Raw genomic sequence first — 14,411 nt, 5'->3', positions numbered from 1 at the left:
GCGGAATCCCGCGTGCAATTCAGATCGGGATGTAGCGGCGGCGGCTGCAAAGCGCAACCGCCGGAACCGCGATCGTCCGTCTTATCCGCTAGTACAGCCCGCCGGTGCCCGGCCGCATGAAGAAGCCGGAATCCGGCTGCTGCTGCTGCGACGCCGGCACGCCGCCGCGCCCGTCGGCATCAGCAACGCCGATCACCGAATAGTTGTCCGGCGGCGCCGTGCCCGGCTTGAAGGCTTCCAAAATGGTTCCGCCGGTCTCGCCGGGACCGGCGCGCATGCCGGTCTTGGAGACGACGCGCACGAGCTTGATGCCGGCCGGCACCTTGAACGGAACGGCGGGCTTGTCGGCGAGCGCAAGCTTGAGGAAGTCGCGCGCGATGGGTGCGGCCAGATGGCCGCCGGTCGCGGCGTTGCCCCTACCGAGCGCGCGCGGCTTGTCGTAGCCCATATAGATCGCGACGGCGACGTCGGGCGAGAAGCCGACGAACCAGGCGTCCTTGGCCTCGTTGGTGGTGCCGGTCTTGCCGGCGATCGGCTTGCCGACCTCCTTGACCACGGTTGCGGTACCGGCCTGGACCACGCCTTCCATCAGCTCGGTGATCTGATAGGCGGTCATGGAATCCAGCACCTGCTCGCGGCGGTCGATCAGCTGCGGCTCGACCTGATTCTTCCAGCCGCCCGGCGCGTCGCAGCCGCGGCATTCACGCTGGTCGTGCTTGAAGATGGTGCGGCCGTAACGGTCCTGGATGCGGTCGATCAAGGTCGGCTTCACCCGGCGACCGCCATTGGCGAGCATCGAATAGGCCGTGACCATGCGCATCGCCGTGGTCTCGCCGGCGCCGAGCGCGTAGGACAGATAGTTCGGCAGTTCGTCATAGACGCCGAAGCGGCGCGCATATTCGCCGATCAGGGGCATGCCGATGTCCTGCGCGAGGCGCACCGTCACGGTGTTCAGCGACTGCCGCAGCGCGTTGCGCAGCGTGACGGGTCCCTGGAATTTGCCGGACGAGAAGTTTTCGGGCCGCCACACGCCGGCGCCCTGGCCCTGGTCGATTTCGATGGGCGCGTCGAGCACCACGGTCGAGGGCGTATAACCGTTGTCGAGCGCGGCCGAATAGACGATCGGCTTGAACGACGAGCCCGGCTGCCGGTAGGCCTGCGTGGCGCGGTTGAACTGGCTCTGGTCGAACGAGAAGCCGCCGACCATCGCGAGCACGCGGCCGGTCCAGGGATCCATCGCCACCATCGCACCGGACACTTCGGGGATCTGGCGCAGGCGGTACTGGCCTTCGACCGGCTGTCCCTCCTTGGTGTAGAGCGGATCGGCATAGATTACGTCGCCGGGCTGCAACACCTGCGCCACCGACGTCGGGGTCTTGCCCTTGGCATTGCCCTGGGCCGCCCTCGCCCAGCGCACGCCGTCGACCGTGACGATGCCGGTCTCGCGCTGCTTGCTGATGGCGCCGCCGAGCTCGCGGTTCGGCTGGAAGCCGATGCGCGCCGACTGGTCGCTGGTCTCCAGCACCACCGCCATGCGCCATGGCGAGATGTCGGAAAGCGACTTGATCTCGGCGAGCTTCACGCCCCAATCGCCCGAAATATCGAGCTTGCTCATCGCACCGCGATAGCCCTGCTGCTCATCATAGTTCACGAGGCCGGCGACCATGGCCTTGCGCGCCATGACCTGGATCTTCGGATCGAGCGTGGTGCGGACGGACAGACCGCCTTCGTAGAGCTTCTTCTCGCCGTAGCGCTCGAAGATGTCGCGGCGGACTTCCTCGGCGAAATATTCGCCGGCGAAGGTGTGGGCACCGTTGGAACGGTTGGTGACGGCCAGCGGCTCCTTGCGCGCCTTGTCGGCGTCGGCCTGCTTGATCCAGCCGTTCTCCAGCAGACGGTCGATGACGTAGTTGCGGCGCTCGATGGCGCGGTCGCGGTTGCGCACCGGATGCAGCGTCGCGGGCATCTTCGGCAACGCGGCCAGATAGGACGCTTCAGCGACCGTCAGCTCGTTCACCGACTTGTCGAAATACACCAGCGAAGCGGCCGCGATGCCGTAGGCGCCGAGGCCGAGATAGATCTCGTTCAGGTACAGCTCGAGGATCTTGTCCTTCGAGTAGGTCTTCTCGATGCGCATCGCCAGCAAGGCTTCCTTGATCTTGCGGGCGAAGGAGACCTCGTTGGTCAGAAGGAAGTTCTTGGCGACCTGCTGGGTGATCGTGGAGGCGCCCTGCGGACGCCGGTTCGAGCCGTAGTTCTGGATGAAGAGCACGCCGGCGCGCGCCATGCCGGTGTAGTCGATGCCGCCATGCTCGTAGAAATTCTTGTCCTCGGCCGCGAGGAAGGCGTTGATCACGAGCTTCGGCACCGCCTGGATCGGCAGGTACAGCCGGCGCTCCTTGGCGTATTCGCCGAGCAGCGAGCCGTCGACCGCGTGCACGCGGGTCATCACCGGCGGCTCGTAATCCTGAAGCTGAGAGTAGTCCGGCAAGTCCTTGGAGAAATGCCAGATCAGGCCTGCCACGGCCCCGACACCGACAAGGAACACCACCGTTCCCGCGGCGAACAGGAAGCCCATGAACCGCACCAGCAAGCGCATTATATGTTTATCCGTTCAAACTCTGGATCAGCTCAAGGCACCCAAAACAGGCGCCAACTCCACGTCGCGAATTTACCGGCCTACTCAATTACATCAGTGCCGGACCCAAGACGCTTGCCGAACGGGATTCTCGCCGATTCCGGAACCCCCTGCGGCATTTTTATAAAGCGCCCGCTGTGGCCAAACTAGGGCTTTTGCAACGGGACGGAAAATCCCTCTCAATTCGACGCCTCCCGGTCGTCAATTCGACGATCCCCCGGTCGTCAATTTGACGATCCGGCCGTGGCCATCCGCTTGGTCAGAAACCCGTCGATCGCCTGCGCCATCGAGCCCACGGCCTTGGACCGCCAGCCCTCGGAGACCAGATGCTCGAGGTCGCCCTTGTTGGAGACATAGCCGATCTCGACCAGCACCGACGGCACGTCCGGCGCCTTGAGGACCCGGAAGCCGGCCGACTTCAGGGGATGCTTGTGCATCCGCACCGACGACTTCATTTCGCCCATCAACAGGCGGGCAAAACGGCTTGAAAAGGTACGAGTTTCCCGCTGGGTGAGGTCGATCAGGATGTCCGCGACGTCGGTCGGCTCCTCCGCGAGATTGAAACCGGCGATCGCGTCCGCCCGGTTTTCCGCGTCCGCCAGTCGCTGCGCCTCGGCGTCGGAGGCCTTGTCGGACAGCGTATAGATAGTCGCGCCCTGCGCATCGCCCTCGGCCTTCGGCAGCGCGTCGGCGTGGATCGAGACGAACAAGGCGGCCTTGAGCCCGCGAGCGACTTTGACCCGGTCGTTGAGCGGAATGAAGGTATCGTCGTCCCGTGTCATCACCACGCGGAATTTGCCGGCCTTGTCCAGCCGGTCGCGCAGCGCCAGGCCGAAGGCCAGCACCAGGTTCTTCTCGCTCTCGCCGCCCGACTGCGTGCCGTTGTCGATGCCGCCATGGCCGGGATCGATCACGACGATCGGGCGTCCGTCGACCTTTTGCTGCCCGGCTTCCGGAGTTGCGGCGGCCGGAACCGTTGCCGGCGGCGCGTCGGCGATTGCCGGCCGCAGTTCGGGGCGTTTCTCGGGGACGAGCGACTGCACGAAGGCGGTCCGGTCGACCTCCTCCAGCTCAAGCACGAGCCGGGCCGGCTGGCCATTGGCGGCCTCCAGCACGTAGGACTTGGCGATCTTGGCCGGGCCTGTCAGGTCGAACACGATTCGCGAGCCGCCGGGCATGACCAGCCCGTAGCGGAAGGCCTTGACCAGTCCCCGCCCCTCGACCCCGGTGCCCGCAGGCAGTTGAAAATTGACTTGAGGCACATCGACCACCACCCGATACGGGTCGGCGAGCGTCACGGCGCGGAAGGTGACGGCCTGATCGATGTCGAGGATGAAGCGGGTCTGCTTGCCATCGCCGGCCAGCCGGGCGGCGGAGGCGGTGGGAAAATTCGCTACCGCAACAGAGGGTTGCGGCTGGCTTTCCGCCGCGCTCAGGCGCCAGGAATCAGCGCATACCAATGCTGCGGCGCACAGAAGCGCGCATCCCAGCAAAACCCTTTGATTTGTGCGGCTCGTCACCGATTCAGTGCCTCCGAGCGGCCCTTCTAACGCAATAGAACCACAGGGTTAATCGTCGCCTAATGACAGATATACGAAACTCCCCGACTGTGACCGCCGTGCGACGCTCCCTTGCACGGTTGGTCCATTCCACGTATGTACGGAGTGCTGACGGCCGATATTTCCGGTTGTGTCGCGTTCAGCCTCCCGGTGCAGCGCCGGAACTCTCAAGGTTTGGGAATTCCAGCGTTTTTCCGTTCCCCTCAAAGACCAGCGCGGTGCGCGGCAGCGAGGTGGAGCGGGTCAAGCCCCGGTGGCGGACGGTCCCTGGTTACCACCGCGTTTCCGGGACGGTTTTGACAGCGACGTGACTCGTTACCCGGTCCCTTAATCCCAAGGGAGCGGTTCGTAATCCCCAAGGCGAGCGCGCTCGCGCCATGCCTGGCCAGCAGCAACTGATTGAGGGGCGGCCCCGCCGCCCAATGTTTCATACGGGCCGACGCTTGATGCGCCAGACTGTGCCGACGAATTCTGAAGGACCGTTCGCGACGCTGCGGAGTGACAATCCCGCGCGCCGCTTCGGCCCTCCAGCTTCCGTTTCGGCAAGGCGCGAGAGACGGCGTTTCGGCCTTCCCCTCACCCCCGAATCAGGTGGACCGTCGCGGCACCCGGCAGCGCTAATCGCGCCCACGGTGAATCGCGCCCGCCGCCGCCAAGAGTTAAGACATGCCCAACAAGATGTTGATCGATGCCACCCACCCGGAGGAGACCCGGGTCGTCGTGGTCCGCGGCAATCGCGTCGAAGAGTTTGATTTCGAGACCGCACAACGCAAGCAACTGCGCGGGAATATCTACCTCGCCAAGGTCACCCGGGTGGAGCCTTCGCTCCAGGCCGCCTTTGTCGAATATGGCGGCAACCGCCACGGCTTCCTCGCCTTCAGCGAAATCCATCCCGATTACTACCAGATCCCGGTCGCCGACCGGCAGGCACTGATCGAGGCCGAGGAACAGGCCCATCGCGAGGCCGAGGAAGAGAGCGAGAACCGCTCCCACGGCCGCCGCCGCTCGCGCCACCGCAACTCCCGCCGCCGCAGTCAAGGCGAACGCGTCCGCAGCGACATCGTCGAGGGCCTCGAGGCCGGCGCCGATCCAGCGGCCCAGCCGGTCGAGAGCGACGCCCTGCACACCGAGGGTGCGTCGCACGAGGGCGAGCACCTGCACGCCGAGACGGAGCATCACGGCGAGCACGAAGGCCACGAGCATCAAGACCACGAACATGGCGATCATGATCACCACGATCATGACCACGAAGGCCATGATCATCTCGATCATGGGCACGACGACCATCATCACGATCATGACCACGGCCACGACGGCCAGCACGATCATCACGACCATGATCATGCCGACGAGACGCCCGCGCCTGTCGCAGCCTTCGGCGCCGAGCCCGTGGTCGCGACCGAGACCGCTGCCGAACCGCAGGAGGCTATCGCATCCGAGGCCCATGCCGAGGCTCTCGCCGAAGCCGTGACCGCCTCCGCCGAACCGGCCGACGCCGTCTACGCTGCCGGCGAAAGCACTGATGCTCGCCATCAGGAGTCCGAGGAGGAAGACGACGAGGACGAGGACGGCGAGGAAGCCGAAGAGGAACACGTCGAATCCGTCGGCGGCGACGACGTGATGGAGGAGGTGCCGGAGCGCACCTTCCGCCCGCGCCGCCAGTACAAGATCCAGGAAGTCATCAAGCGCCGCCAGGTGATGCTGGTGCAGGTCGTCAAGGAAGAGCGCGGCAACAAGGGCGCGGCGCTGACCACCTATCTCTCGCTCGCCGGCCGCTATGCCGTGTTGATGCCGAACACCGCGCGCGGCGGCGGCATCAGCCGCAAGATCACCAGCGCCCAGGATCGTTCCCGCCTGAAGGAAGTTGTGCAGGATCTCGACGTGCCCGAGGGCATGGGCATCATCCTGCGCACCGCCGGCGCCGCCCGTACCAAGCCCGAGATCAAGCGCGACTTCGAATACCTGATCCGGATGTGGGAGACGGTGCGCGACCTGACGCTGAAGTCGCAGGCCCCGACCCTGGTCTACGAGGAAGGCTCGCTGATCAAGCGCTCGCTGCGCGACCTCTACAACAAGGAGATCGACGAGATCTCGGTTGCCGGTGAGTCCGGCTACCGCGAAGCGCGCGACTTCATGAAGATGCTGATGCCCGCCAATGTCAGCGCGGTGAAGCAGTATCGCGACGGCCAGCCGCTGTTCTCGCGCATGGGCGTCGAGAGCCAGCTGGACGCGATGTTCTCTCCGACCGTGCAGTTGCGCTCCGGCGGCTACATCGTGATCAACCAGACCGAGGCGCTGGTCTCGATCGACGTCAACTCCGGACGATCGACCCGCGAGCACCATATCGAGGACACCGCGCTCAAGACCAATCTGGAAGCGGCCGAAGAGGTCGCCCGCCAGCTCCGCCTGCGCGACCTCGCCGGCCTGATCGTCATCGACTTCATCGACATGGACGAGAAGCGCAACAACCGCGCGGTCGAGCGCAAGCTGTCCGATTGCCTGCGGCAGGACCGCGCCCGCATCCAGGTCGGCCGCATCTCGCATTTCGGCCTGCTCGAGATGTCGCGCCAGCGCATCCGCGCCAGCGTGCTGGAATCCTCGACCGATCCATGCCCGCATTGCGGCGGCACCGGCCATGTCCGCTCGGTCTCCTCGGTTGCGCTCCAGCTGCTGCGCGGCCTCGAAGAGATCCTGATGAAGGGCGCGACCCACAATCTCGTGGTCCGCACCCGCACCGACGTCGCGCTCTATGTGCTGAACCACAAGCGCGGCCATCTGCGCGACCTCGAGAACGGCTTCAAGGTCACGCTGGCCGTCATCGCCGACCCCAGCGTCAGCGGACCGCAGGCCTATCTCATCGACCGCGGCGAGCAGGTGCATACGCTGGAAGCAGCGAAGGCGCTGCTGGCGGCACAGGCCGCCGCAAGCCCGCCGCCCGTAGCCGAAGAAGTCTATGACGACGAGGAATTCGATCCGGAGCTGGAATCCGAGGTCGAGACCGAAGAAACCGAAGGCCTCGCCGAGGAGCAGGCTGGCGGCGAAGCGGCTTCCGACCAGGATGGCCAGCGCCGCAAGCGCCGCCGGCGTCGGCGCGGCCGCGGTGCCCCGCGCGACGGCGAGTTGCGCGAGGATGGCGCTCCGGCGTCTTCCGAAGCGGCCGTGGCGGCCAGCGAAGGTGAAGAGGATTCCGAGTCCGAACAGGACGGCGAGGAAGGTGAGGACCAGGCGGCCCGCAGCGAGCAGCAGGGCAACGGCGATCGCCGTCGCCGGCGTGGTCGTCGCGGTGGACGCCGCCGTCGCGGTGGCAACGAGGAAGGTCTCGCCGGCTCCATCGGCGACGAGCTCGCAGCCAATGCGCCGTCGGAAGCGACCGATGCCGTCGCCGATTTCGACAGCTTTGGCGGCGAGGCTGCGCCCTCGATCGCGCAGGCCGAACACACCACCGCCGAGCCTCAGGTCAGCGAGCCCGAGCCGCGCGCCGAGGTGCAGATTGAGGCGCCGGCCCAGCCTGAGCCCGCTCCTGCCGCCGCGGACGAAGAGCCGGCCGACGACAAGGCTGCGCGTCGCCGCTCCACGGTCCGGGAAAAGGTGAGCTTCCTGTCGAGCAGCGCGAGCGAGCCGGCAACACCGGTTGCGGCAGCGCCTGAGCCGGTTGCCCCGCCCGCACCAGCCGCTGAACCCACGCCGGAAGCGGCAACCGAAACCCCGGCCGCCCCGCGTCGCGCCGGCTGGTGGTCTCGCCGGTTCGGCGGCGGCGAGTAGAGCGAACAAAGCAGTTGAAACCGCCCGGCCAAACCGGGCGGTTTTGATTTAGCGAGGTCAGTTTCGATGCAAAGCGCAATTGTTCTCGGCGGCGGCATGATCGGCGTGAGCGCGGCGCTGCACCTCCGGCAGCGCGGCTGGTCGGTCACGCTCGTCGACCGCAGGGAGCCGGGCCGCGAGACCAGCTATGGCAATGCCGGGATGATCCAGGCCGAAGCCGTGCGCCCCTATCCGATGCCGCGCGACCTCGCTTCGCTCCTGAAGATCGCGACCGGCCGCACCAACGACGTGCGCTACAGCCTGTCGTCGCTTCATCTCCATATCGAGCCCCTGCTCCGCTACTGGTGGCATTCGGCGCCGAAGCGGCATCGCGAGGCGATCGACGCCTGGGCGCGGCTGATCGCCTACGCGACGGCGGAGCACGACATCCTCATTCGCGAAGCCCATGCCGACAATCTAATCCGCCGCGCGGGCTACCGGCATCTGCATCGCGACGCAGCCTCCTTCGATCTCGCCGTCAAGGCGGCGGAACAAGACCAGCGCGAATTCGGCGTGAGGTTTCGCGCGCTCTCGGGGGCCGAGCTCGCCAAGGCCGAACCGATTCTGCGCGACGACCTGCCCGGCGCGATCCATTGGCTCGACACCTGGACCGTGTCCGATCCCGGCGCACTGGTCACGGCGTATGCCGAGCTGTTCGAGCGCCTCGGCGGCACCATCGTGCTCGGCGATGCCCAGACCTTGCGGCAGACCGCGACCGGCTGGTCGGTCGATACGGACCAGGGAACCATAGACGCTGCGGCCGCCGTCGTGACGCTCGGGCCCTGGTCGCCCAATCTGCTACACAAATTCGGCTATCGCATTCCGCTGGTGCGCAAGCGCGGCTACCACATGCATTACAGCGGCGGCGCATCACTCGATCTGCCGCTGGTCGACAAGGCCGGCGGCTACGCCATGGGTCCGATGGCGAAGGGCATCCGCATCACCACGGGTGCGGAATTGACCGGCATGGACGCGCTCGCAACGCCCGTGCAGCTCGCCAGTGCCGAAGCTTCCGCGCGAGAGCTGATCGACCTCGGCAAGCGGGTCGAGCCCGACCCGTGGTTCGGCACCCGCCCCTGCACGCCCGACATGCTGCCGGTGCTCGGGCAAGCGCCGCGTCACCCGGGCCTCTGGATGAATTTCGGCCACGGCCACCAGGGCTTTACGCTCGGGCCCGCGACCGGCCGCCTGCTCGCCGAGATGATGAGCGGCGAGACGCCGGCGATCGATCCGACGCCATACCGGCCTGAGCGCTTTTAGCTGTCGGCGCGCTCGGCCAGCATCTTCCTGATGCGGTCGGCGTCTTCAGGCGTCGCCGGATTGTAGACGATCATGCTGAGATCGGAGCGGCCCTCGACATTGAAGCTCGAATATTCGAACGACATCGTGCCGTGAACGGGATGCCGGAGCCGCTTGGTGCCGTCGCCATGATGGCGCACGTCGTTGTCGCGCCAGAGCGCCGCGAATTCCGGACTTGTCCGACAGAGCTCGTCGACGAAATCGGCGACATGCGAGACGGCGCCTGCCCGCGCTGCGTCTGCCCTGAATGCGGCCACCACGAAGCGTGCCACACTGTTCCAGTCGTATTGCGCGGCGCGCACGCGCGGATCGCAGAAGATGAAGCGCAGGATGTTGCGCTGTCCCGGCGGGATCGCACCGTAGTCGGTCAGCACGACGCTTGCGGCGCGATTCCAGGCGACGACGTCCCAGGTCGCGGTGCGTACCAGCGCCGGGCTGAATGAGAGCGCATCGAGCACGCGTTGCAGCCGCGGCGAGACGCCTTCGCTCGCCTGGTAGCGCACCTCGGGCGGGCGGCCGAGGCCGATCAGGAACAGGTGCTCGCGCTCGACATCGGTCAGCATCAACGCGCGCGCGATCCGGTCGAGCACGTCGGCCGATGGCGCCCCGCCGCGGCCCTGCTCCAGCCAAGTGTACCAGGTCGAGCTGATATTGGCGCGCTGGGCCACTTCCTCCCGGCGCAGACCCGGCGTGCGCCTGCGGCTGCCGGAGAAGCCGAACGCGGCTGCATCGAGCCGGGTGCGACGGTCCTTCAGATAGGCCCCCAGCAAGTTCTCGGCGGCAGCGCTCTCGCTCATCCTGTTAGCTATTATACCCTGATAAGGTCACTACTTTACCCGGATAACTGTAGCGCAGATGGTTCTCTCCACCAACACCAGGAGATTTCGCATGCGTGTTTTCGTTACCGGTGCCACCGGCTTCGTCGGTTCCGCCGTCGTTCGAGACCTGATGGCCGCCGGCCATAGCGTACTCGGCCTCGCCCGCTCCGATGCCGGCGCCGCAGCGCTCACCGCGATGGGCGCCGAGGTCCATCGTGGGTCGCTGGAGGATCATGCCTCCTTACGCGGCGGCGCCGCCGCTTCGGACGGTGTGCTGCATCTCGGCTTCAACCACGACTTCTCGAAATTCGCCGACAATTGCGAGCTCGACCGCCGCGCGATCCTCGCGCTCGGTGAGGAGCTCAAAGGCTCCGACCGCCCTCTCATCGTCACATCAGGTGTGGCGCTGCTGGCGCCCGGACGGCTCGCGACCGAAGACGATGCGGCGGCCCGCCACTTTCCGCGCGTCTCGGAAGCCAGTGCCGAAGACCTCGCAGAGCGCGGCGTCCGCACCGGCATCGTGCGGCTGCCGCCCACGACCCATGGCGAGGGCGACCACGGCTTCGTGCCGCGCCTGATCGCGCTCGCCCGGGAGAAAGGCGCCGCGGCCTATATCGGCGAAGGCCAAAACCGCTGGCCGGCCGCGCACCGCCTCGACGCCGCGCGCGTCTATCGTCTCGCGCTGGAGCAAGGTGCGACCGCGCGGCGCTATCATGCGATCGCCGAGGAATGCGTGCCGTTCAAGGCGATTGCAGAGGTGATCGGCCGACGGCTCGGCGTCCCCGTCGTGTCCAAATCGCCCGAGGAAGCGGCCGCGCATTTCGGCTGGTTCGCACAGTTCGCCGGCATCGACGTTCCGACCTCAAGCGCCAAGACGCGCGCTTTGCTCGGCTGGGCGCCGAAAGAAAAAGGGCTGATCGACGATCTCGACCAGCCCCATTATTTCGAGGTCTGACGGCGCCGCCCGCGCCGTCAGATTCCGCTTGCAGATCAGTCCGTCGTGACGGCCGTTTCCAAGTCGGTCGGATCGATCTGTCTGGCGAGGTTGGCGTTGAGCTTGTCGCGGTCGAGCTCACCCTCCCACCAGGCGACGATCACGCAGGCCACGCCGTTGCCACAGAGGTTGGTCAGCGCGCGGCACTCGCTCATGAACTTGTCGATGCCGAGCACGATCGCCATGCCCGGCACGAGGCGCGGATCGACCACGGCGAGCGTCGCGGCCAGCGTGATGAAGCCCGCGCCGGTGATGCCGGAGGCACCCTTCGAGGTCAGCATCGCCACCACCAGGATGGTGAGCTGCTGGCCGAAGGTGAGATCGAAGCCAAGCGCCTGCGCGATGAATAGCGTCGCCAGCGTCATATAGATGTTGGTGCCGTCGAGATTGAACGAATAGCCCGTGGGCACCACGAGGCCGACCACCGACTTCGAGCAGCCGAGGCGCTCGAGTTTCTCCATCAAGGACGGCAGCGCGCTTTCCGAGGACGAGGTGCCGAGCACGATCAGCAGCTCGTCCTTGATGTAGGCGAGGAACTTGAAGATGGAGAAGCCGGCGAGGCGCGCGATGGTTCCGAGCACGACGAATACGAACAGCGCCGCGGTGACGTAGAACGTCGCGATCAGGCCGACCAGGTTGAGGATCGCCCCGGTGCCGAACTTGCCGATGGTGTAGGCCATTGCGCCGAAGGCGCCGATCGGCGCCGCGCGCATCACGATGGAGATGACTCCGAACACCGCATGCGCGGCGTCATCGATGAAGCTGCGGATGGTATGGCCGCGCTCGCCGAGGCCCATGATGGCGAAGCCGAACAGCACCGAGAACAGCAACACCTGCAGGATCTCGCCTTGCGCGAAGGCGCCGACCACGGTGTCGGGGATGATGTGCAGGATGAAGTCGACCGACCTCTGGCCCTCGGCCTGCTTGGCGTAGTTGGCGACGGCCTGCGCGTTGGCGGCGGCGCTGCCGAAGCCCGCACCCGGCTTCACCAGGTTGCCGATGATGAGTCCGATCACCAGCGCGAAGGTCGAGACGACCTCGAAATAGACCAGCGCCTTGACGCCGATGCGGCCGACCTTCTTTGCGTCCTGGATATGCGCGATGCCGGAGACCACGGTGCAGAAGATGATCGGCGCAATCACCATCTTGATCAGCTTGATGAAGCCGTCGCCCATCGCCTTGATCCACTCGTTGGTGGCGAGCGACGGCCACAGCCAGCCGACCAAGGCGCCGAGCACGATGGCGATCAGCACCTGGACGTAGAGAACCTTGTACCAAGGCTTGGCGGCGGCCGGCGCGACCGGCGCCCCCGCCATCGTTGTCGTCGTCATTGTTTCACTCCCCCTCAAACTCAGAGCCAGCCAAGATCAACTTGGCCGGCTCTGTCAATCGGAACTGCTCGGAATGGTGCGCTTTACCCGCGTCGATCGACGATCCGACGGGCCGCCGGCATCAGCGCGGCGCCCAGCGCGTTCTTGACCACCGATGCCGCAATGAACGGCGCGACGCCGACCGCCCAAGCCTTGGTTGCGCCAAGGCCGATGACGTAGGCCAGCCAGCCGAAGCCGGCGATGAAGATGACGACATGGGCGAGCGCCATTGCTCCAAACAGGAACACGACGTTGCGATCCCAGCCGCGCTCGGCCAGCCAGCCGGTGATGAAGGCAGCCAGCACGAAGCCATACAGATAGCCGGCAGTCGGGCCGAGCAGCGGTGCAATTCCACCGACCGGACCGGCGAACACCGGCAGCCCCATCGCGCCTTCGGCGAGGTAGGCGATCATGGTTGCGCTGCCAAGGCGCCAGCCATAGGCGGCGCCGATCATCAGCACGACCAGCGTCTGCAGGGTCATGGGCACGTAAGGCAGTGGCAGATTCACCTTGGCTGATAGCGCCATCAAAGCGGTGCCGAGCGCAATCAGCACGACGGCGCGAAGTGCGCCGACGGTTTCACCCGGACGGGTCGGCCACATCAATGCGGCGAGAGGAGAATGCGGCGTGGCGACGGACGGGAGGGAACGGTCAGACAAAGTTGAACTCCGCAGGGCTGGTGTCGAAACGGCTGTCGAAAACTCGCGGCTATTTAAGCCAGTGAGCGATCCGGTCAACTGCCTCCCGCATCTCCGCTGCCGAACGCGCATAGGAAAGCCGTATGAACGAACGACCATGGATCGGATCGAAATCGAGACCCGGCGTGGCCGCAACGTGCGCCTGCTCCAGCATCTGCTTGGCAAACTCGAAACTGTCCGAGGTGAAGTCCGAGACGTCGGCATAGAGATAGAAGGCGCCGTCGGCAGGCAGGAACTTGCTGAGGCCCGCATTGGGCAATCCCTCGATCAGGATGCGCCGGTTTTCCTGATAGCCGTGCTTGATCTCCTCCATCTCGGCCGCGCCGTCGAAGGCCGCTTCGGCCGCGATTTGCGACAATGACGGCACCGAGATCGACAGGTTCTGCTGCAGCCGCTCGATCGGCCGCACCAGGATCTCGGGCACGACCATCCAGCCGACGCGCCAGCCCGTCATGCAAAAATATTTCGAGAACGAGTTGATCACGAGTGCGTGCTCCGACAGCGCCGCCGCCGTTGCCGCCGGAAACGCGTAGTCGAGCCCGTGATAGATTTCGTCCGAGATGAAGCAGATGCCGGCGTCTTCCGCCGCAGCGATCAGGCCGGCGAGCGCCTCGCGGGACATCATCGTCCCGGTCGGATTGGCCGGACTGCCGACCAGCACACCCTTCAGCGGCGCCTTGCGATGCGCCGCCAGCAGCGCCTCGCCGGTCAGCGCGTGGCGCGTGTCATTGGTGGTCTCGATCAGCACCGGCTCGCAACCGAGCGCGGTGAGGATGTGACGATAGGGCGGATAGCCCGGCACCGTCACGGCGACGCGGTCGCCGGGCGCGAACATCGACAGGAAGGCCAGGATGAAACCGCCGGAGGAGCCTGTCGTCACCACGATCCGCTCGGGGCTGACATCACAGCCATAGGCATCCCGATAGTGGCGCGCGATGCGTTCGCGCAATGAGGGGATGCCGAGCGCGGAGGTGTAATCGATCCGCCCCGCCTCGAGCGCCGCATGGGCGGCCGCGATCGCGGTCTTTGGGGCGCCGGTTGCGGGCTGGCCGACCTCCATGTGGATGACATGGCCGCCTGCCGCCTCGATTCGGGCCGCGGCGGCCATCACGTCCATCACCATGAACGGGGGAACATCGCTGCGGCGGGAGGGCTCGAGCCACTGCCCCACCCGGTTCCTCAATGTCGCATCGTGCATCGAATTCTGCTATTTCGCTGGCGAACCGGTTGGTTC

At 66.1% G+C, this 14,411-nt stretch carries 9 protein-coding genes; 3 read left to right on the top strand and 6 right to left on the bottom strand.

What is annotated here, in order from left to right; all coding sequences use genetic code 11:
• Positions 1–88: 88 nt before the first annotated feature.
• Positions 89–2,599, bottom strand: coding sequence for a penicillin-binding protein 1A (locus AB7535_RS13355; RefSeq protein WP_071914354.1), 2,511 nt, complete (start codon positions 2,597–2,599; stop codon positions 89–91).
• Positions 2,600–2,862: 263 nt separating this feature from the next.
• Complete coding sequence (locus AB7535_RS13350; protein WP_354113154.1) at positions 2,863–4,158, bottom strand: N-acetylmuramoyl-L-alanine amidase; 1,296 nt, start codon at positions 4,156–4,158, stop codon at positions 2,863–2,865.
• A gap of 705 nt (positions 4,159–4,863) precedes the next feature.
• On the opposite strand from AB7535_RS13350, the gene AB7535_RS13345 reads away from it, so the two are divergent.
• Both AB7535_RS13345 and AB7535_RS13340 read left to right on the top strand, forming a co-directional pair.
• Positions 4,864–7,959: an Rne/Rng family ribonuclease gene (locus tag AB7535_RS13345; protein WP_439036448.1), complete on the top strand. Its 3,096-nt coding sequence runs from the start codon at positions 4,864–4,866 to the stop codon at positions 7,957–7,959.
• A 66-nt stretch (positions 7,960–8,025) separates the two neighbouring features.
• Positions 8,026–9,258, top strand: coding sequence for an NAD(P)/FAD-dependent oxidoreductase (locus AB7535_RS13340; RefSeq protein WP_085401089.1), 1,233 nt, complete (start codon positions 8,026–8,028; stop codon positions 9,256–9,258).
• On the opposite strand, the gene AB7535_RS13335 is transcribed toward AB7535_RS13340, so the two are convergent.
• Positions 9,255–10,094 (bottom strand): helix-turn-helix transcriptional regulator, encoded by an 840-nt coding sequence (locus tag AB7535_RS13335; protein ID WP_439036447.1) that lies wholly within the window; start codon positions 10,092–10,094, stop codon positions 9,255–9,257. The genes AB7535_RS13340 and AB7535_RS13335 overlap by 4 nt on opposite strands.
• A 91-nt stretch (positions 10,095–10,185) precedes the next feature.
• Between AB7535_RS13335 and AB7535_RS13330 the strand changes: the two genes are divergently transcribed.
• The gene (locus AB7535_RS13330; protein ID WP_439036446.1) at positions 10,186–11,070 is read left to right on the top strand and encodes an SDR family oxidoreductase; all 885 of its coding nucleotides are present in this window, start codon (positions 10,186–10,188) and stop codon (positions 11,068–11,070) included.
• Positions 11,071–11,105: 35 nt separating this feature from the next.
• Here the strand turns inward: AB7535_RS13330 and AB7535_RS13325 are convergent, their stop codons facing one another.
• The 3 genes from AB7535_RS13325 to AB7535_RS13315 all read right to left on the bottom strand — a co-directional run bounded on the left by AB7535_RS13325 (position 11,106) and on the right by AB7535_RS13315 (position 14,375).
• A complete protein-coding gene (locus AB7535_RS13325) occupies positions 11,106–12,440 on the bottom strand; it encodes a dicarboxylate/amino acid:cation symporter (protein WP_135213481.1) in 1,335 nt (444 codons plus the stop codon).
• Positions 12,441–12,523: 83 nt separating this feature from the next.
• A complete protein-coding gene (locus AB7535_RS13320) occupies positions 12,524–13,081 on the bottom strand; it encodes a biotin transporter BioY (protein ID WP_439037342.1) in 558 nt (185 codons plus the stop codon).
• Between the two features lie 106 nt (positions 13,082–13,187).
• Positions 13,188–14,375, bottom strand: coding sequence for a pyridoxal phosphate-dependent aminotransferase (locus AB7535_RS13315; protein WP_439036445.1), 1,188 nt, complete (start codon positions 14,373–14,375; stop codon positions 13,188–13,190).
• Positions 14,376–14,411 lie beyond the last annotated feature (36 nt).

Source organism: Bradyrhizobium sp. 956_D2_N1_4 (assembly GCF_052076025.1).
In the GTDB taxonomy this organism is placed as follows: Bacteria; Pseudomonadota; Alphaproteobacteria; order Rhizobiales; family Xanthobacteraceae; genus Bradyrhizobium; species Bradyrhizobium barranii.
The sequence above is the reverse complement of the archived record's forward strand: the minus strand, read 5'-3'. Positions and strand labels throughout refer to the sequence as shown.

Coding starts and splice junctions, on each gene's coding strand:
- AB7535_RS13335 (WP_439036447.1), bottom strand. CDS start 10,094: ATGAGCGAGAGCGCTGCCGCCGAGAACTTGCTGGGGGCCTATCTGAAG.
- AB7535_RS13315 (WP_439036445.1), bottom strand. CDS start 14,375: ATGCACGATGCGACATTGAGGAACCGGGTGGGGCAGTGGCTCGAGCCC.
- AB7535_RS13325 (WP_135213481.1), bottom strand. CDS start 12,440: ATGACGACGACAACGATGGCGGGGGCGCCGGTCGCGCCGGCCGCCGCC.
- AB7535_RS13355 (WP_071914354.1), bottom strand. CDS start 2,599: ATGCGCTTGCTGGTGCGGTTCATGGGCTTCCTGTTCGCCGCGGGAACG.
- AB7535_RS13345 (WP_439036448.1), top strand. CDS start 4,864: ATGCCCAACAAGATGTTGATCGATGCCACCCACCCGGAGGAGACCCGG.
- AB7535_RS13330 (WP_439036446.1), top strand. CDS start 10,186: ATGCGTGTTTTCGTTACCGGTGCCACCGGCTTCGTCGGTTCCGCCGTC.
- AB7535_RS13320 (WP_439037342.1), bottom strand. CDS start 13,081: ATGTGGCCGACCCGTCCGGGTGAAACCGTCGGCGCACTTCGCGCCGTC.
- AB7535_RS13340 (WP_085401089.1), top strand. CDS start 8,026: ATGCAAAGCGCAATTGTTCTCGGCGGCGGCATGATCGGCGTGAGCGCG.